Origin of the sequence: Streptococcus sp. DD10, from assembly GCF_001578805.1 — a bacterium.
Classification (GTDB): domain Bacteria; phylum Bacillota; class Bacilli; order Lactobacillales; family Streptococcaceae; genus Streptococcus.
This window is the reverse complement of the sequence record NZ_KQ969158.1, coordinates 193,590-212,574: the sequence shown is the minus strand read 5'-3', so window position 1 is coordinate 212,574 and position 18,985 is coordinate 193,590. Positions and strand designations below refer to the sequence as shown.

General features: G+C 40.5%; 17 protein-coding genes. 2 read left to right on the top strand and 15 right to left on the bottom strand.

Translation table 11 applies throughout. The features are described 5' to 3' along the window. Positions 1–52 precede the first annotated feature (52 nt). From STRDD10_RS04020 to STRDD10_RS10800, 14 genes are all read right to left on the bottom strand, one after another. Positions 53–2,839 (bottom strand): DNA methyltransferase, encoded by a 2,787-nt coding sequence (locus STRDD10_RS04020; protein ID WP_067193326.1) that lies wholly within the window; start codon positions 2,837–2,839, stop codon positions 53–55. A 96-nt stretch (positions 2,840–2,935) separates the two neighbouring features. After that, positions 2,936–3,829 carry an exonuclease domain-containing protein gene (locus STRDD10_RS04015; RefSeq protein ID WP_067193324.1) on the bottom strand — a complete coding sequence of 298 codons (894 nt, stop codon included), beginning with the start codon at positions 3,827–3,829 and terminating at the stop codon, positions 2,936–2,938. Between the two features lie 107 nt (positions 3,830–3,936). Next, positions 3,937–4,272 (bottom strand): hypothetical protein, encoded by a 336-nt coding sequence (locus STRDD10_RS04010; protein ID WP_231853370.1) that lies wholly within the window; start codon positions 4,270–4,272, stop codon positions 3,937–3,939. Positions 4,273–4,567: 295 nt separating this feature from the next. Then, positions 4,568–6,007, bottom strand: coding sequence for an Asp-tRNA(Asn)/Glu-tRNA(Gln) amidotransferase subunit GatB (gene gatB / locus STRDD10_RS04005; protein ID WP_067193322.1), 1,440 nt, complete (start codon positions 6,005–6,007; stop codon positions 4,568–4,570). Then, a complete protein-coding gene (gatA, locus tag STRDD10_RS04000; RefSeq protein WP_067193320.1) occupies positions 6,007–7,473 on the bottom strand; it encodes an Asp-tRNA(Asn)/Glu-tRNA(Gln) amidotransferase subunit GatA in 1,467 nt (488 codons plus the stop codon). Before gatA ends, gatB begins: the two co-directional genes overlap by 1 nt. Further along, positions 7,473–7,775, bottom strand: a complete 303-nt coding sequence (gene gatC, locus STRDD10_RS03995; RefSeq protein WP_067193319.1) for an Asp-tRNA(Asn)/Glu-tRNA(Gln) amidotransferase subunit GatC — start codon at positions 7,773–7,775, stop codon at positions 7,473–7,475. Before gatC ends, gatA begins: the two co-directional genes overlap by 1 nt. Positions 7,776–8,024: 249 nt before the next feature. Continuing rightward, the gene (locus STRDD10_RS03990; RefSeq protein WP_067193317.1) at positions 8,025–8,615 is read right to left on the bottom strand and encodes a hypothetical protein; all 591 of its coding nucleotides are present in this window, start codon (positions 8,613–8,615) and stop codon (positions 8,025–8,027) included. A 168-nt stretch (positions 8,616–8,783) separates the two neighbouring features. Continuing rightward, positions 8,784–9,353 carry a cysteine hydrolase family protein gene (locus STRDD10_RS03985; RefSeq protein WP_067193315.1) on the bottom strand — a complete coding sequence of 190 codons (570 nt, stop codon included), beginning with the start codon at positions 9,351–9,353 and terminating at the stop codon, positions 8,784–8,786. Next, positions 9,353–10,141, bottom strand: coding sequence for a GTP-sensing pleiotropic transcriptional regulator CodY (codY, locus tag STRDD10_RS03980; RefSeq protein ID WP_067193313.1), 789 nt, complete (start codon positions 10,139–10,141; stop codon positions 9,353–9,355). Before codY ends, STRDD10_RS03985 begins: the two co-directional genes overlap by 1 nt. A 214-nt stretch (positions 10,142–10,355) precedes the next feature. After that, positions 10,356–11,570, bottom strand: coding sequence for a pyridoxal phosphate-dependent aminotransferase (locus STRDD10_RS03975; RefSeq protein ID WP_067193311.1), 1,215 nt, complete (start codon positions 11,568–11,570; stop codon positions 10,356–10,358). A 282-nt stretch (positions 11,571–11,852) separates the two neighbouring features. Beyond that, positions 11,853–12,614 (bottom strand): LD-carboxypeptidase LdcB/DacB, encoded by a 762-nt coding sequence (gene ldcB, locus STRDD10_RS03970; RefSeq protein WP_067193310.1) that lies wholly within the window; start codon positions 12,612–12,614, stop codon positions 11,853–11,855. A 12-nt stretch (positions 12,615–12,626) separates the two neighbouring features. After that, positions 12,627–13,292 (bottom strand): TcaA NTF2-like domain-containing protein, encoded by a 666-nt coding sequence (locus tag STRDD10_RS11495; protein ID WP_231853369.1) that lies wholly within the window; start codon positions 13,290–13,292, stop codon positions 12,627–12,629. Continuing rightward, positions 13,262–14,287 carry a TcaA second domain-containing protein gene (locus STRDD10_RS11490; protein ID WP_231853368.1) on the bottom strand — a complete coding sequence of 342 codons (1,026 nt, stop codon included), beginning with the start codon at positions 14,285–14,287 and terminating at the stop codon, positions 13,262–13,264. Before STRDD10_RS11490 ends, STRDD10_RS11495 begins: the two co-directional genes overlap by 31 nt. Positions 14,288–14,385: 98 nt before the next feature. Continuing rightward, positions 14,386–14,781, bottom strand: a complete 396-nt coding sequence (locus STRDD10_RS10800) for a DUF6574 domain-containing protein (RefSeq protein WP_156468583.1) — start codon at positions 14,779–14,781, stop codon at positions 14,386–14,388. 610 nt (positions 14,782–15,391) lie between these two features. Here STRDD10_RS10800 and STRDD10_RS03955 point away from each other — a divergent pair. Further along, positions 15,392–15,844, top strand: a complete 453-nt coding sequence (locus tag STRDD10_RS03955) for a universal stress protein (RefSeq protein WP_067193308.1) — start codon at positions 15,392–15,394, stop codon at positions 15,842–15,844. A gap of 218 nt (positions 15,845–16,062) precedes the next feature. Here STRDD10_RS03955 and STRDD10_RS03950 read toward each other — a convergent pair whose 3' ends face one another. Further along, a complete protein-coding gene (locus STRDD10_RS03950) occupies positions 16,063–17,439 on the bottom strand; it encodes a Cof-type HAD-IIB family hydrolase (protein ID WP_067193306.1) in 1,377 nt (458 codons plus the stop codon). Between the two features lie 177 nt (positions 17,440–17,616). On the opposite strand from STRDD10_RS03950, the gene STRDD10_RS03945 reads away from it, so the two are divergent. Beyond that, entirely contained in the window at positions 17,617–18,576 is a 960-nt protein-coding gene (locus STRDD10_RS03945; RefSeq protein ID WP_067193305.1) for an asparaginase, read from the top strand. Positions 18,577–18,985: the final 409 nt, after the last annotated feature.

The following is an 18,985-nucleotide window of genomic DNA, read 5'->3' as shown; positions in this document are numbered from 1 at the left end:
AAAACTCCCTCATCCTCGCTTTATTTTTGTAAAAAACCTTGACGCCTTTTTCCTACTTCTCTTCCGTCATCTCCTCATACATTGCAAACAATTTCGCAACTGTTTCACTTTCAGTCAGCCAGGTTTTTTTGCCATCAACAGTTTTAGTCATGCCGTAAGCCTCCATAATAGCTTTATCATTGGCTTGGTGGGCTTTGCGGAGGTCCACTGGCATAGTGAGTTCATCATAAAGATCCGCAAGAGAGCTGTCTGGATAGAGGGCACGCGCATCAAGGATGGCTTGAGCTGTTTGGGCAATCTTGTCCTTTTGCGCTTCTGTGACCTCAGGCCATGGAAAGTTGTTGTAGACAATCTTGGCTGAGTAGCGATAGTCAGATTTGAGTCGTCCTGCTACTGTCCGCATCCAGGCCATGTGGACGTTAGAGGTGAGAATGCCAAAGTCGTAGAGGGTGGCATTGGGGACGATAAAGACAAGGTCGCTTGCCATATTTTCTTTTGACATAAAACCAATCGGAATATAGCGACGTCTTTCAGAACTAACCTTGGGAACAATCAAGAAATCACTATCTGGCATGTTTTCTACGTGGAAACGAGTTGGTTTATCAGCTATTTTACGGGTCCCTGCACTCGGACTATTCAAGCGATACTCTCTCACTGCCTCCACACGTTTGAGAGCGTGAGGCATGGAGCGGAGTTCCGCTGGACTCGCATCCCCCAACCAGAGACAGTAGCGTGGTTTCTGGTTGATAAACTCCTGTGCACCATACCATTTTCTGAAGTAAGACTCAGACTTAGGCTCTTTCTTGATGAAGGCCTCCATCTCCTCTTTTTCAAAGAGGTAGTTCCCACCATCTATCGGTTTATTTCCAATCCCCATCTGGGGAACAAAGGCTAGGGGCTTACTGATACTTTCGATAAAGACATGATCTGACTCGGAGAGATAGCCATTGATTTTGCTGACCTTTTCTCGCTGACCATTCGCCTCAAAGAGATATTTATCCGACTGCTCTACTGTTGAAAAACCAACAATCACACAATGAACCTTGGCTTTTTCCTTAGCCTCGCTATTCCAAACAAAAGGCAGATAGGCAAAGTTAATGATAATGCCCATGGTCGTCATCAGTTCTTTCCATAGGATAGCAACCTGCTCGCCTTGGGTGATAGAGTTGGTCGATACAAAAGCAGCTTGGACACTTGTATCTTGGATAAGCTCAGCTGCTTTACGATACCAAGCTGATACATAGTCCAGATTGCCCGCCCCCTTGAGTTTTCCAAAAACAGACAGCATATCCTCCTTCTGACTGGCAGACATAAGACGGGCACCGAGAAACGGCGGGTTGCCGATGATATAGTCCAGCTTGTCCTTGGGTACGACAGTCTCCCAGTCGATGGTCAGGGCATTAGCTTCCACGATATTGGTGTAGCTCTTGAGAGGAAGGAAGTCGATATTGGCAAAGACGATATCCTTAGTGGCTTCCAGCATCTGGCTTTCGGCGATCCAGAGGGCAGTTTTCGCCACCGACACAGCAAAGTCATTGATTTCAATGCCGTAGAACTGATGGAGCTTTACCTTGACTAGGTCTTGTCCCAAGTCCAGTGCCACGCTATCTCCCATATAGAGTTTGATAGCCTCATTTTCCAACCGACGCAGGGAAATGTAAGTCTCTGTCAGGAAGTTTCCTGATCCACAGGCAGGGTCAAAAAAAGTCAGGCTGGCTAGCTTGTTCTGAAACTGTTGGGCACGAGTCTTGACCGTTGCTGGCTGTTTGAGCTGGCGCAGGTCATTGAGTTCATCTCTTAGATGATCCAAGAAAAGTGGGTCGATGACCTTATGAATATTTTCGATGGAGGTATAGTGCATGCCTCCTGCCCGTCTGGTCTCAGGGTTGAGGGTAGACTCAAAGACCGCCCCAAAGATGGTCGGACTGATCTCTGACCAGTCAAAGCTGGAAGAAGCATGCTCAAGAATCAAGTCTCGAAGCTCATCTGTAAAGTTTGGAATCTCCAGATTGGTCTCGGCAAACATGCCCCCATTGACATAAGGAAAAGCCAACAAATCCGCATCTAAATAGGGGTCACGCTGGTCCACAGGCGTATCCAGCACCGCAAACAGATCAATCAGCCCACGACGAAAATCACGGCTGGAAAAACGAGCTAGATAGTCATGAAACATCATGCGATGACCGAAAATTCCAGCATCCTCAGCGTAAAGGCAGAAAACCAAGCGCACAATCAGCTGGTTGATGGCATGGAGACTCTCTGGGCTGTCAGGATTGATGTACTGCTTGAGCAGACTATCATAGACCTCTCCCACAATCTCCCCAGCCTCCATGGAAATCTTCATCTCACGCTCGATATGCTCGTTACTCTTATCAATCAAAAATTCCAAACGATAAGTTTCCTCAGCAAGATTGTCCAACTTGACGATGCTAGCTTCTCCATTTGGCTGCTCCATATCATAGATGTAAAACTCCTTGAAATTACTGGTCACAATCCATCTAGGACGCTGAGAATAAGGAAGGTTAGCGGAGTAGCGCTTAGCTTGCTGAAAAGGGGTTAAAAAACTCCCATCTGACTGCTTGATAGCCTTGGACAGGTCCTTATGCGCTCCTTTTTGCTCGATTAAGACCTTGGTCTTGTCGATGTAGCCATCGATAAAGCTGGTATGATCAAGCATAACCGCATCTTCAAAGGTGATGTAGCTACTAGGATTCTCAATGCCATAGACCGATCCCAGCAAATCCAGCCAAAAAGACTGGCTATCCTGCCGTTCGTTGCCACGATCTTTCCAACGCTCGATAAAAGCTGTGGCTTGCTTTTTCTGTTCTGTGATGTTCATACCATTTTCCTTTAGTGTTTTGAGTCTATTATACCATATCTCCAAGTAGTAAAAATCAAAAAGACGGTACGATGACCGTCAAATTGAAGTAGAAGTTTACAAACCTAATAAATCATAAAATGTAAATTCATCTATGATTGCTAAATCTTGCCCTTCTAAAATATACTTTTCAGCTTTTTTGTGTTTGTTAGATTTTTCTCCTTTTAATATTGCATTATAATCATTGTTTCCTAATATCAAGTAGTTGGTTTCTTTCCGAACACTATTATCTAGAATAGCACCTAAATTTACTACCAATTGCATTGCATCTTTACGTTCCATTTTTTCCAGTTTTCCAGTAAATACGATGTGTCTTCCAAAGAAAAAGTTATCCTCATCAATTTGGTCAGAAGTTGGTGTGATATTTTTTAAATCTATTTTACTTCCTTTAAATCCATGTGCCCATAGGTTTTCGATTTTTAAGTTTTTATCCACCATATTTTGCTTAATAATATCATATAACTCTTTAGTTGAAATACAATCAGCTAACGCTCTATGTTCACTATTACTAATATTTAAAATTTTTGTTAAATCTTTTAAACGATGATGTTTAAGTTCTGGAAATACTTTTCTTGCAAACTGCATTGTATCCATATATTTATTTTTTAATTTTTCATTAAACCCAGACTTTATAAAATTGAGGTCAAACGATGTATTATGACCGATTATAAAGTCTTCTCCAATAAATTCCAGTACTTGGTCTTTTACATCAGATATTGAAGGCATTCCTTCAACCATCTCATTCGTTATTCCTGTTAACATCGTTACGAATCCATCAATTTCCTGACAAGGCTTTATCAATTGAGAGTACGTATCGACAATCTTATCATTCCTAACTTTAACCAAACCTATTTCTATAATTTCATCGTAATAGGCTGACAGACCAGTTGTTTCCGTATCAAGAACAACATAATCACTAATAATTTGCTTTGTGTAATTTGTATTTGACATTATTTTCACCTCAATATATTATTTGTTATTGTTTTACTTACAATTAATATTATACTCCTAAAACTAACAAAACACATCAGCTTTTCAGCCAATGTGCCTTATTTTTTCTATTTCTCCACCTCAATCAAACTCCCATCCAGAAACTTAAACTCCACTCGCCCTTCATGATGTACCGTCACACAGTCCACCATACTCATCCAGACTTCTTTATCAAACTCCGTCAGTACCTCTTTCTTTTCCAGTTCTTTGACGAACTCCATCACTGTGTCTTTTCGAGTTTGTTTATCTAAGATGCTTTGTTTCACTTCGTTTAGTTGTTCTTTTTTGCTTTCTAACACTGACGTATTGAACTTGAAATTTACCTTATGTATGGTGACGAGAACGTAGTCGATATTGATAGTATTTTGAGATGATAAATTGTTTAACCCGGTCCCCCGAACCAACCTCGCTTTCTGACTTCCTGGATCGGGTTAAAAAGGTCCCCCAGACCAACCTCGCTTTCTGACTTCCTGGCTCGGGTTAAAAAGGTCACCCGGACCAACCTCGCTTTCCGACTTCCTGGCTCGGATTAAAAAGGTCCCCCGGACCAACCTCGCTTTCCGACTTCCTGGCTCGGATTAAAAAGGTCCCCCGGACCAACCTCGCTTTCTGACTTCTTGGCTCGGGTTAAAAAGGTCACCCGGACCAACCTCGCTTTCTGACTTCTTGGCTCGGGTTAAAAAGGTCCCCCGGACCTTTTTAATCTTTCAACTTGGCCAATTCTTGAGCAAGTAACTTAAGGGCTACTTGTGGGTTGGCTTGTCCCTTGGTTGCTTTCATGAGGAATCCTGTAAAGGCTTTGTCGGCATTACGTTTTCCTGACTTAAAGTCCGCCACGGCCGCCTCATTATCTGCAAAGACTTGATGGATAATCGGAATCAAGACTGCTGGGTCAGAAATCTGCACCAGACCTGCTTTTTCCACATATTCTTTGGCTGAACCACCATTTTTTGCTAAGTGAACAAAGACTTTCTTAGCAATCTTAGAAGAAATAGTTCCATCTTCAATAAGGGCAATCATTTCCGTCAGATTTTCAGGTGTCAAGCTAATGTCCTCAATGGTCTTGTTCTCAGCATTCAAGAACTGTGCTACCTCCCCTTGAAGCCAGTTAGATACCTGCTTGGCATCGCCACCTTGAGCGACTGCTGCCTCAAAGAAGTCAGAAACTGCCTTGGTTGCTGTCAACTGCTTGGCATCATAGTCAGACAAGCCATAATCAGCTATGTACTTGGCACGACGCTCTTTTGGAAAGGCTGGCAAGGTCTCACGCACCTCTGCAATCCAGTCGTCTGAGATGTTGTACTCAGGGATATCCGGCTCTGGGAAGTAGCGGTAGTCCGCCGCCCCTTCCTTGACCCGCATGAGGATGGTTTCACCAGTCGCCTCATCATAACGACGGGTTTCCTGACGGATTTGCCCACCGCTACGGAGAATCTCCGCCTGACGTTTTTCCTCGTAGGCAAGGCCTTTTCGTACATAGTTAAAGGAATTGAGATTTTTCAACTCAGTCTTGGTACCAAACTCCTCTTGCCCATAAGGACGCAAGGAAATGTTGGCATCCACCCGCATCGACCCCTCTTCCATCTTAACATCAGAAATACCTGTATATTGGATAATTTCCTTGAGAGCAGTCAGATAGGCATAAGCCTCCTCCGGGCTCCGCATATCTGCCTCAGAGACAATCTCAATCAGTGGCACACCTTGACGGTTAAGGTCCACGTAGGAATAGCCATCTATACCATGGGTATTCTTTCCAGCATCCTCTTCCAAATGAGCACGCTCGATGCGGATTTTCTTGGTTGACCCATCTTCTAGCTCAATTTCGATCCAGCCGTCATGACCAATCGGCTCGTCAAACTGGGAAATCTGATAAGCCTTGGGATTATCAGGATAGAAATAATTCTTGCGGTCAAAGTGCATCTTCTTGTGGATGTCCATATTGAGAGCGAGAGCAGCCTTGATCCCAAAGTCAATGACTCCCTTATTCATAACAGGCAAAACACCCGGGAAGGACCAGTCAATGATATTGGTGTTGGTATTTGGATCCACACCAAAGTGGGCTGGCGATGGAGAGAAAATCTTGGAATTGGTCTTCAACTCAACGTGGACTTCAAGCCCGATAATGGTTTCAAAGTTCATTAGTTTTCACCTCCAAAAATAACAGGTTGTTGTTTGTGGTAGTCCGTTGTCGCTTCAAAAGCTGCTGCCACTTGGTAGATGGTTTCTTCGTCAAAGTGATTTCCAATCAACTGGAGACCAACTGGCAAACCGTCCGCCAATCCAGCAGGGATAGAAATACCAGGAAGACCCGCCAAGTTAACCGGGATAGTCAAGATATCTGCCAAGTACATGGCAACAGGGTCTTGGTTTTGGCTATGTAAGTCATAAGCCACTGTCGGTGCTGTTGGGCCAAGGATGAGATCATAATTTTCAAAGACCTTAGCAAAATCCTGCATAATCAAGGTACGAACCTGACCAGCCTTCTTGAAGTAGGCATCGTAGTAACCAGATGATAAGCTGAAAGTTCCTAGCATGATACGGCGTTTGACCTCGTCACCAAATCCTTCGCTACGTGTATTGACATAGATATCGTCAAGGTTTTTAACATTTTCAGAACGGAAACCATAACGAATTCCGTCAAAACGTTGCAAGTTAGAACTTGCTTCTGATGACGCGATGATATAGTAAACCGCTACGCCATACTTAGAATGAGGGAGGCTAACTTCTTCTACAATAGCACCGAGCTTCTCTAAATGCTTAGCTGCAGCTAAGATACGCTCCTTGACCTTTTCGTCAATTCCCTCACCCATGTATTCCTTAGGTAGAGCAATTTTCAACCCCTTGATATCCTGACCGATCTTGCTAGTAAAGTCAGGCACTGCTATTTGAGCTGATGTGGAGTCCTTAGGGTCGTTACCTGAGAGGACATTGAGTAGTTGGGCATTTTCCTTAACCGTCTGTGAAAAGGGACCAATCTGATCCAGCGAGCTACCAAAGGCAATGAGTCCAAAGCGTGACACCCGTCCATAAGTCGGCTTGAGTCCTACTATCCCATTGAAGGCCGCTGGTTGGCGAATAGAACCGCCTGTATCCGATCCTAGAGCCAATCTCACTTGCCCTGAGGCTACTGCTGCAGCTGAACCACTGGATGATCCACCAGGAACCTTGGTTTGGTCCCAAGCATTCTTAGTTGGACCAAAGTAAGATGTCTCCCCAGAACCACCCATAGCAAACTCATCCATGTTGGTTTTCCCTATGACAATCATATCTTTGTCATAGGCTTGCTCAACTGATGTTGCATCAAAGATTGGTTCGTAGTTATAGAGAATTTTTGAAGCTGCAGTGGTCAAAATCCCTTTGGTAGAAATATTGTCTTTAACCGCAAGAGGAATCCCGCTCATGACATTGTCCACATCAATCCCTTTGGCATCTACTGCCACTGCTTGCTCTAGAGCCTCTTCTTCAGCCACGGTGATAAAGGAGTTCAGCTCGCCCTCACGGCTCTTGATGTCCTCCAAGGTCGCTTTGGTCAACTCAACCGCTGAAATTTCTTTTTTTACTAGTAGTTCATGCAATTCATCAATCGTTTTTTTTGTAAGCGACATTAAGCATCTCCTCCATCATCTAATATAGCGGGCACCTTGATATAGCCCCGCTCTTTGTCAGGAACATTTTGAAATAATTCTTCACGATTCCAGCCACTTTGTGCTATATCTTCTCGCATATAATTTAGATTATTAGCGACATTAGATGTAAAGGGGACACCTGTTGTATCGACCTCATTTAGCATCTCTACCATATCGACAATCTTTGATAAGGTCGTCGCAAACTCAGCCGTTTCTTCCGCTGAAAATGCTAGTTTTGACAGATTGGCAACATGCGTTACCTCTTCTTGTGTGATTTTCATCTGGCATCCTTTCTTTGATAAATATAGTCTTTTCGTTTGCTTTTAATACTAGGCAACGAGCTGCAGAGAGTACTTGGGTACGGCAAAGCGAGTTAACAACGTAGTAACAGATAAACGAAAGGACTATATATTTTTCAGTCTGTACTATTTTACCACATTTTAAGGTATTTCTATGATTTTTTCTGCGAAAGTACAGAAAAAGAGACTAAGAATAAATCTCAATCTCTCTACATTATTAATTAGACACCCTTAACGTTTGTAACGTTTTGCTTTTTCTAGGGATTTTCCAACTGGTCTACGAACTGATTTCTTGTTTTGTTGGTTTGTTCCGTTCTCTTTCTTAATAGTCGTTGTTGAAGAACTTGACTGCGAAGAAGTTGTGATTGTTTGTGTTTGACTTACAGATACAGAACCTGATACATGAGTAGTCACTGGAACAACTGCTGAAATCGTTGTTTGTGAAGTTGTAACTTGACTAAAAATAGCAGTAATTTGAGAAATCACATTTGGCTTATAGTTTGCTTTTTTAGAGAAGTAAATTTGGTAAACCAATGTCTTATTGTGAATTTGATTATTGGCAATCAATTGTTTTGACTCAGCAGAGAAATCACGGCGAGTCAAGTTGTAAGGATTTACTAAACTTTGAGGGATTGAGATATTGGCAAATGCACCTTCGTTACCAGATACAACAGTCGACTCTGCCAACTTTTTATTGGTTCCTTCTTCAAGGAAGTCTACACGAACGGTCACTTGATTTGTGTCTGCTTCTACCGTAGTTGCACCTACAATTGAAAAAACAAAGAATACTGGCAACAAAACAGCCAACAACTTCTTAATCATAAAAGGTTCTCCTTTGGATGAAAAAAATTTCTATTTTTAAACTGAGCATTCTAAACGCAATGTCAGCTTTTCTATAATACCATAAAAACACCTGTTGTCAAGAAGAATTTTAATGTTTTTCAACCAATCAACCGTTTTATTTTCCTTTATTTTTCACAATTCACTATTTTAAACGACTTCTAACTTCTCATCCACCAACTCTGCACCCAAGACCTGTTTGAAATGATTGAGGGCAAATTGATGATTTCCCTCTGTAATAGATGCTACAGCTGGTTCTACCACTTGAATCTGATACCCGAGATTGTAAGCATCAATAGCTGTATGCAGAACGCAGATGTCTGTTAGCACACCTGTCAAGATAACTGTATCTACCTTACGTTCTCTCAGTCGAATATCTAAATCAGTCCCAGAAAAGGCTGAGTAGTGCCGCTTATCCATCCAAAAGACACGACTGTCTGAACGATGTTGCTCATAAAAGTCTGCCAAGGGACCATAAAGATCACGGCCGCTGGTTCCTTTGATGTTATGAGGTGGGAAGAGCTTGGTCTCGGGATGAAAATCATCTCCTTCATCATGAGCATCGATCATAAAAAAGATGTAATCTCCACGTTCAAAAGCTTTTTCTGTGACTTGTGCAATCACTTCCGAAATGGCCTGAGCTGGTTCCCCAGCTGTCAACTTCCCATTATCCGCTACAAAATCTACTGTATAATCAATCGAAATGAGTGCTTTTCTCATCAGTAATCTCGCTTCTTAATTTCTTCAAATATGTCTGGAATGAGAACTTTAAGATAGGTCCCTTTCATCCCCAACGAACGACTTTCAATAATTCCTGCTGACTCCAGTTTTCGAAGAGCATTTACAATTACTGAGCGAGTGATTCCTATCCGATCAGCAATGACCGATGCAGTAAGCTGCCCTTCATTCCCATCTAATTCTCCTAAAATCGCAGAAACTGCTCGTAACTCCGAGTAGGATAAGGTATTGACCGCCATTGTCACTGCTGTCCGACGACGAATACTCTTTTCATCCTTTTCCTTTTGATAATTTAACATCTGAATGCTAACAACTGTACTAGCAATCTCCACTAAAATCAAATCATCCTCATCAAAAGGCTGATCATTTCGCCAAATAATCAATGAGCCCAACCGAATTCCTGAAACATGAATCGGCGCTACTGTTGTCAAACCTTCAGGGAAATCTGCTTTCGTTTCTACTGGAAAGATACTCAAGTCATCATCAACACTTAGATTAGCCTCTGTATCGTAAACCAAACTTGCTGATTTGGCATATTCTTCAGGTAGTTTTTTATTTTCAAAAAAGGCTTCTACACGATCATTATTGGTTTTATAACGCATAAAATAACCTAGTAGCGTTCCCTTGCTATTAATAATACATGTATTACAATGGATGATATCAGCCATTTGGCGGGCGATATCATTGTAAGGCAAGTCTTCCTGTAATCGGTCATCCGACCGTTTTAGAATTGATGTAATTTTACGTGTTTTCTCTAATAAAGTTGCCATGTTTCACCTCAAGTAATGATAGGTTCATTATAGCAAATCCAACTAAAAATTTCAACAATTATCTGAAAATTCCCTATTGAAATACAATTGTACGCAATTCGAAAATAAATGATTTTTTTTCAGAAAAAATGAAAAAAGGAGTAAGGCAGAAAGATTTTTCAAAACCTCTCTCTGTCTTACTCCTGAAGGGAAGATTGGACATTTCACCCAACCTCTAACGTTTGTATTGTCGTAAAAAGCGAGTCATTTTTTCTTGAATTTGAGCTAACTCTTCCACTCTCGGCAAGTAAACAATACGGAAGTGATCTGGATCTTTCCAGTTGAACCCACGACCATGAACAAGTAGAACTTTTTCTTGCTTTAGAAAATCAAGAACAAACTGCTCGTCATCGTCAATACGATACATATCACGATCAATTTTAGGGAAGATATAGAGTCCCGCTTTTGGCTTCACAGCTGACAATCCTGGAATTTCTTGAATAGCTTTATAAATAAAGTTCCGCTGTTCATAAATCCGTCCACCTGGCAACAAGAGTTCATCAATGGACTGATAACCACCTAGTGAAGTCTGAATAACGTGCTGAGAAAGAACATTTGAACAAAGACGCATGTTTGACAACATATTCAGTCCTTCGATATAGTCTTTGACATGTTTTTTCGGACCTGATAAGGCCATCCAACCAACACGAAAACCAGCGATACGATGCGATTTTGATAAACCATTCATACTAACACAGAACAAGTCCGGTGCCAAACTTGCAATAGCGGTATGCTTTTCTCCATCCATCACCAACCGATCATAAATCTCATCTGCAAAGATAATCAAATCATTTTGACGAGCAACTTCAACAATGTCTTTAAGGACTTCCTCGGGATAAAGAGAGCCCGTTGGGTTATTTGGGTTAATGACGACGATTGCCTTGGTGTTTGAAGTAATCTTAGACTTGATATCATCAATATCAGGATACCAGTCCGCTCCTTCATCACAAAGATAATGGACAGCATTTCCTCCAGCAAGGCTCACTGCCGCTGTCCAGAGAGGATAATCTGGCATTGGAACCAGAACTTCATCACCATTGTCTAATAGCCCCTGCATGGACATAACGATCAGCTCACTGACCCCATTTCCAATGTAAATATCATCTATATCCACATTAGGAATCTTCTTAATCTGGCAGTACTGCATGATAGCCTTACGTGCCGAGAAAATCCCTTTAGAATCAGAATAACCTTCACTATCTCGTGCATTCATAATTAAATCATGAATAACCTCATCTGGTGCTGTAAAACCGAATTCAGCTGGATTCCCCGTATTGAGCCGGAGAATCTTTTCCCCATTTGCCCGCATCCGATTCGCTTCTTCTAAGACAGGACCACGGATGTCATAAGCAACATGTTCTAGTTTATTAGATTTATTGAATTCTTTCATAATGCTTACCTCTTTTTTCACTAATCCCTATTATAACGTAAATTAAGTTTTTTTCAAAATAAAGCAAGAATTCTAGTCCTTAGTTATATCAATAAACTTGCCTGTCTGTACAAATTATAAAAAAGAGGCTGGGACAAAAGTCCTATCCTCTCAATTGTTTTTGGATTGTCGAGCAAGACGCAGTGGTTGAGTGGGCTCAACTGTGCGGAGGTGGGACGACGAAATCGAATTCTAACGAATGACCGATTTCTGTCCCACTCTCTCTATCTTTTATTCAGCCACCTAGTCAGTATAATCCCCACCGGTAAACCCATAATATTCTTCTAAAGTTTTTCCAGACTTTGCGATATCCTGTGCCTCTCGACCAATATAGCGAAGATGCCATTCTTCGTGCATGTAACCTGTTGAACTTTCTTTCCCAGATAAATAGCGAACCACAAATCCATAATCGGCAGCATTGTCCAGCAACCATTTACTAGCAGCAGATTCCTGCACCAAATTTCCATTGGTATCAATCAAATCAAAAGCTAAACCTGTTTGATGTTCGCTGTAGCCTGGTCGAGCAGAATAGCGATCTGCTGCTTCTCGACCATCTTGATTTACATAGTTTTGGTATAGTGCAGCCTGAGTATCATAGCTTCTAAAACCACTGTACTGATCACTAATAGGATACCCTTGCTCTTGCATCGCAGCAATTAGCTGATGGAGTGCCGCTACTGCTGTTGGGTCTTCACCAGGATTAAAATCTGCCGCCAAAGGATAGTGCTTATTTGCAATCATTATCTCGCCATACTTGCCTTGAACACTATAGTAGTGTCCGTTAAAATGAACTCCCTTGTCCATACTTGGACTTGTAGATTCCTTACTATCATCCGAACTAGTCTCTGATAACTCTTGTGCATTTTCTACCGTAGGGGCTGTTCCCTCAACGGTTGCAGCATCTGATTTGCCACGACCATCCGCTGACTGAGAGTTTGAAGCTTGTGCACATGCAGTTAACAGAAACAGAGACGAAAGTAGTATCAATCCAATTCTTTTTTTCATTTAAAACTCCTATTAAAAATCAACCACTATATCTAGTATAACAAAACTATCCCCCATTCGTCTCAAAGTATAAGTTTTATTTTTGCAATTTTGACTTGTTCGACTACTATCTACATAATAAACGGTAAAGTCTTCATAGGTTTTAACAGTGACTATCCCATTTTCTTCAGTTATACCTTGAATTTCTAGAGCACCTTGACGATAATAATCAATTTTCGCTCGACGTACACCACCACCTGTTGTAAAATCAACCATATCTTTATAAGCTGGACTTTGTGTATCATAATAACGAGCATAAGTATTGGAACGATTGGCCACTGAACTAAAGACCGCACTACGGTATTCATTTAAAAAGTTAAGAATTTTACTTTTTTCTTCTTCCGATTTTTGGGCTTCCTTTTCCTTTAGTTTACGCGCTTCTTCTGCATCACTTATCCGCTTTAAGTCGTCAGTTGATAACTGAAGCTGAATACGTTGATTATTCTTTTCCTGAACCGTAAACGACGTCTTTTCTGTCGTATAATTCTCTCCATTCATATTGAAAACTGCATGAACTTCAATTACTTGATAAGGGATGCTATCAACTTCAAATGCTTGACTGGTTCCAACTTCCTTTCCATTAGCTACAATTTGGATATCTGTTGGATTCACCACTTGTTCTGGAAATTCGACTTCCAATTTTCTTTTTCTGAATTCAGTTTAAGAAGTAACTGGTTATTCTGAGCTTGTCTTGGATCAATCTGAAGTTTCGTTGATACTGTACCAACATCTGTTTTAGCTTCTAATGTTAGCTCTCTGTTTATAAAGTGAAACGCTCCTAAATCTGTTTTCGCATCCTTTTTCAACGCTACTACCTTGTTGTTCGCCGTTGTTAACTTAGCTTCATTCAGATTTGTTTCGACTTGAACTTGGATTGGATAAGCCACTACTCGGTATTGAGAAAAAATTCCAAATAGTTTGCCTGTTTTCTCTAATCCCAAAAGTAAATTGCCTGCTTGATCTTTGACTGGCTCTTGAGTAGCAGACTCAAGAACTTGATCCAAAGCCACCTTCACATCAATCCCTTGCTCTTCTAAGTGTGATACAAAGAGTTTTGCATCCTCTTTTGTCCACTTGTCAGTATCTGTTGACAATCTTTCTGCAACTTGACGATAGTCTTTTTTGTCCACTTCTGCCACAAATTCCTTTGCAGTCACCTCAATACCGGTTGTCCTTTGGAAATAAAAGTAAGTAGCCCCTAAAGAAAGAGCCAGTAACACAAAGAGAATTGAGAAAATGAGTTTCTTTTTAGATAGCTTTTTGGTTTTTTTATGTGCCTTGTCTGAATCACTTGATGAAACAAGAATTTCAGTACTCGACATCGGTGTAGTAGATTCCAATTTTCCCATTGAATCCTCTAAAACAAACCCTTGAACTTTAGCTTGCAGAAACTCTTCTGGACTAGGCTTACGTCCGTAGGTCCTTTCAAAATCCTCAGCCCATTGCTTACTTACTAAGCCACTATCCGTTTCCTCTGGTATCGTGACCTTTATTTTTTCCTCCACTACTTTCTCTGAATCTACTAAACCCCCAGCAATTGTTTTAATTTGTTTAAAGTCAAATCCAGACTCTTTTCCCGCTTGAAATTCTTCTGGACTAGGTTTCCTACCAATTACCTTTTCGAATAATTCCACCCATTTTTTTGCATGACGAACCATCTCCTTTTTTGTTCGAGTAAAGAAAAATATCCCTCTTTTTAAAAACAACCGTGACAACCTAGTTTATCACGTTTTTATTGAAGTAAGAAACTCGGCAATAAATTAAGTGAAAATTGGAATAAAATACGTGATAGGATTAGCATCATAAACAAAGTATAAACAGCCAGCACTACACTTGAAGCAATCAAGAGCCAGAACTTATCTAACTTAAACGAAGTATGATTCAATCCTTCAAATACAGTATAGGTAGTTCCAATAGAAAGAAGGACAAAGATAAGAAAGAGGAAAAAAGCAAAAATATCATATACTCCTAGTATACCAATTAAAAAGGAAACTACTGCCATCGGTAGAGCATATACTGACAGACGAGCAAACCAGTCAAATGAACGATTATAGGTAAACGATTGATCCTGTAAAACGATACGACGAATAAAAAAACTGCAAACTGGTAAGCAAAAAGAATTAAACACATCGTTATCGCAAGCAATAAAAGTGCTTTAAAATTCATCGCATAGGCAAAGACAGAAGTACGAGATGTGAAAAATAGTGCAAATGTTAAAAATAATGAGGTCAATCCATAGTGCAAAGCCGAATAAGTTTTATGACTATCCATTTCAAATGTTGGATTTTTAAGTGCCCGAATAAACCACGACCAAAATCCATCCATCGTTTGTCTTAATCGACTAGGCTGAGCTGGAGGAGCTGGTTGTTGAATAGGGTGGGTTTCTTGCAGCGTTACCACAGATTTTGATGAACCCGCTACTTCTTCTTGAAACTCACCTTGTTCAAGTGCTTATGCAATTTCGTCATCACTAGCCGAACGACCATTTACTGCTTCAAAATAATCTAACCAATCTTGCCTTAACATGAACATTCTCCCTTTATTTTATATTATATGCTCCTATTATATAAAAAAACAAACTTTTATCAACATAGTCCATCAGTACCACTAAAATTCCTGAAACGGTTTTAACTTTACATTTCGATTGAAAAGGGTTACAATAAAACTATAAAAGAAAAGCAAGATAAGATTCTTCCTTTTATTTCTATTGCCAATATTATCTATATGGAGGTGGGTTTATGACTCAAACATACGAAAATATCATGGTTGCTGTTGACGGTTCTACAGGTGCTAAACTGGCATTTACCAAGGCGATTAACGTTGCCAAACGAAATCATGCTCAACTAACCATCGCTCATGTCGTTGATACACGATCACTCCAGAGCGTGACAGCTTTTGATGCCGAAGTCTATGACCAGCTCCAAGAAGATGCTCAAAAATTACTGGACTCTTACGAAGAAAAAGCGCGAGAATCCGGTGTAGAAAAGGTAGTACAAGTGATTGAGTTTGGCAATCCAAAAACCCTACTTGCAACTGATATCCCTGATGAACAAAAGGTCGATTTGATTCTTGTCGGAGCAACTGGTTTAAATGCGTTTGAACGTCTTCTAGTAGGCTCTTCTTCAGAGTATATCCTTCGACATGCTAAAGTCGATCTTTTAGTTGTCCGTGACCAAGACAAGGTACTTTAATCATGAAAAAGGGAGAAATTTCATCTTATTAAAAAGTTTAAAAAGATGTTCAGATGATTTAAACTTCCACCCTCATATAGCTTAAATCATTTGAGATACTGTTTAAATAATTGAACACTGCATCAACCTTTATCCCTATTATTCCACAAAAGACTGGACTCCTATTGCCCAGTCTTTTTTATCGTTTAGTTTAGGAAACAAACAGTAGTCCCATCCTTTTACTTATGGTGTTTATGGTAAAGAGAAAGCTGTCTCTCTAGCTCACGTTTAATAGCCGGTTCAGGAGCATACTTTTCTTCCCATCCTTCAGGTTTTAATATTTTATGTGTGACAGGATCAAAATGGGCTCTGCCATCTGGAAAAATCTTACCAAGATTAGCTCGATGAACAATATCAAATAGATTTTTAGGGTCAACTCCCATCAACGTGAAGGTTCCATAGGTTAGATATAAAGTATCCACTAAAGCATCCACCTGACCCGTTAAACTAACTTGAGCCTTGCGTTTACCACGCGCTTTATCGGCTGCTTTATCCAAAGCTTGATGTAGATAAGTAATAGCAGCATCAAATTCATCTTCCGTACTGGAAGAAGCCTGCATGAACTCAACCAATTCCTCCAATTTAAAGTCCGTTCGATACAGAGCTTCTTGATACTCCCACGCAATAGGTTTTTCCTGTGTGCAACCATCCATCACTCCATGGAAATCTTTCACCTTATTAAAGTTGCCATCTTGACTAAGAAAGGTCCGCTCACTTGATAAGAGTCCAAAGTGCTCTAATGCCTTATGGATTCCATCCTTGGTATTACTAGTAGTTGTATGTTGGGCGATTTCTTTGACTTTACTAGTGCCATTTCCCATCGCTATCGATAAGCCAACACCAGATAACATCTCAAGATCGTTATCCGAATCTCCAAAAGCCATCACTTGCCCCATATCAAAGCCAAACTCTTCCCCAACTAACTTAATCCCTTCTAATTTTGACACACCTTTATTAATCAAATCAGAAGCATAAGGACTAGAACGTGTAAATTTTACATCTGGAAAATGACGTTCAATATCTACAATCTCATTTTTTGTCGAAAGCATCAAAACTTGGTAAATTGGCTGTTGAATGATATCCTGTAGTTGCTTTTTATTTTGTGGAAGAATTCTGCCTACAAAGCGATTAAAGGTATTGGTGACGCTAGAAGTTAATTTACCCGGAATGAACTGACTTGTCCACTGGGAAAAACGACTCATACCAAACGTCATAATTTTACTGCCTAGAACTCCATATTCTGTTCCAAAGGCGATTTCTTTTTTATGCTCGATAGCATAATCAATAATCTGACGAAGATTGCTTTTGGCGATTGGACTTGCAAAGATAATCTTTTCACGAGAATAAACATATTGACCATTATAAGTCACTGCAAAATCCAAATTTAAGTCCTCCATAAATGGCTTGACAAAATGTGGCCCACGCCCTGTTGCAAGCCCCACTAGGATACCTTGAGATTGTAATGCTAAAATTGCTTTTTCTGTTGATTTTAGAACCGTCCTACTATCATTGACTAAGGTTCCATCAATATCAAAAAAGACTGCTTTTATCTCCATTGATTTTCTCTTTCTAGTAGTATATAATGGGATAGAACTATGTCTAGTTAGACCTCTTGCTATCTTAAAGGGTGTTTTTTTCATCATCCTACTAAATTCTATAACAATTGAACCAAAGCAGCATGTTCAAAAACATTTATTGTTCATTATACCATATTTCACACGAAAGGACGATCGATGAAGAAAATTCTTGTCTTACATACAGGCGGTACCATCTCTATGCAATCTGACAACACTGGAGCTGTTGCTACCAGTTCTGATAATCCGATGAACCATGTCAGCATTCCTCTGGAGGGAATTGCAGTGACTGCCATTGACTTTATCAATGTCCCTAGTCCCCATATGACACCCACTCTCATGCTACAACTCTACAAGAAAATAAAAACAGAAGCCCAAGCATTTGATGGGATTGTCATTACACATGGAACGGACACTTTAGAGGAGACAGCCTACTTTTTGGACACCATGGATCTACCAGCCCTTCCTCTTGTCTTAACTGGAGCCATGCGGAGTTCTAACGAGCTAGGAAGCGATGGAGTCTATAATTATCTAACAGCTCTTCGTGTCGCCGCTGATGAAAAATCCACAGACAAGGGTGTCTTGGTGGTCATGAATGATGAAATCCACGCAGCAAAATATGTTACCAAAACGCATACTACAAATGTCAGCACCTTTCAAACACCAACTCACGGCCCCTTAGGACTCGTGATGAAAAAAGAAATCCTTTACTTTAAAACAGCTGAACCTCGCGTTCGCTTTGATCTAGACAGTGTCTCTGGCTTCGTCCCTATCATTCCAGCTTATGCTGGAATGAAAGGAGAGCTTTTAGAGATGCTGAATAAAGAAAAATTAGATGGATTGATTATCGAAGCCTTTGGTGCGGGTAACCTACCAAAAGAAACAGCTGAGAAACTCGAGGAATTTCTAGAAGCTGGGATTCCTATCGCCCTTGTTTCTCGTTGCTTTAATGGTATAGCTGAACCCGTATATGCTTACGAGGGAGGCGGCGTAAAACTTCATGAAACTGGCATTTACTTTGTCAAAGAACTCAATGCTCCCAAAGCTCGTATCAAGCTCCTTATCGCTCTTAATGCAGGTTTAACTGGTCAAGCACTAAAAGATTATATGGAAGGTTAACAGGCAGACAAAAGATTTTTTTGCTCGAAAAATCAAGCATGCTCTATTGCTCTTGTTTACTCATCTCACTCTTGAAATAGAAGGCAGAATACGGACTCCAAGCAAGAAGTAACTCGTTTTACCTACCAAAAGTATGGTGCTAATCCAGCATTTGGGAAAGTTTTATGTAGCTGCGCACTTATATAAAAATGCTAGCCCCTATTTCTACAATACTACCTCACATTTACCAATTCCATCTCTTGAGTCTCCCTTGTAGAAATCCAGAACCGAGATATGTCAAAAAATCCTCAGCTAGTTGTGTCATATAAAACAAGCAATTAAGCTGAACTAGCATCGTAAAAAGATTCAGAAACAGCACTAGCATAAAAAGAGGTCACTGACCTCTTTTTATGCTACTTCATTCCTTATA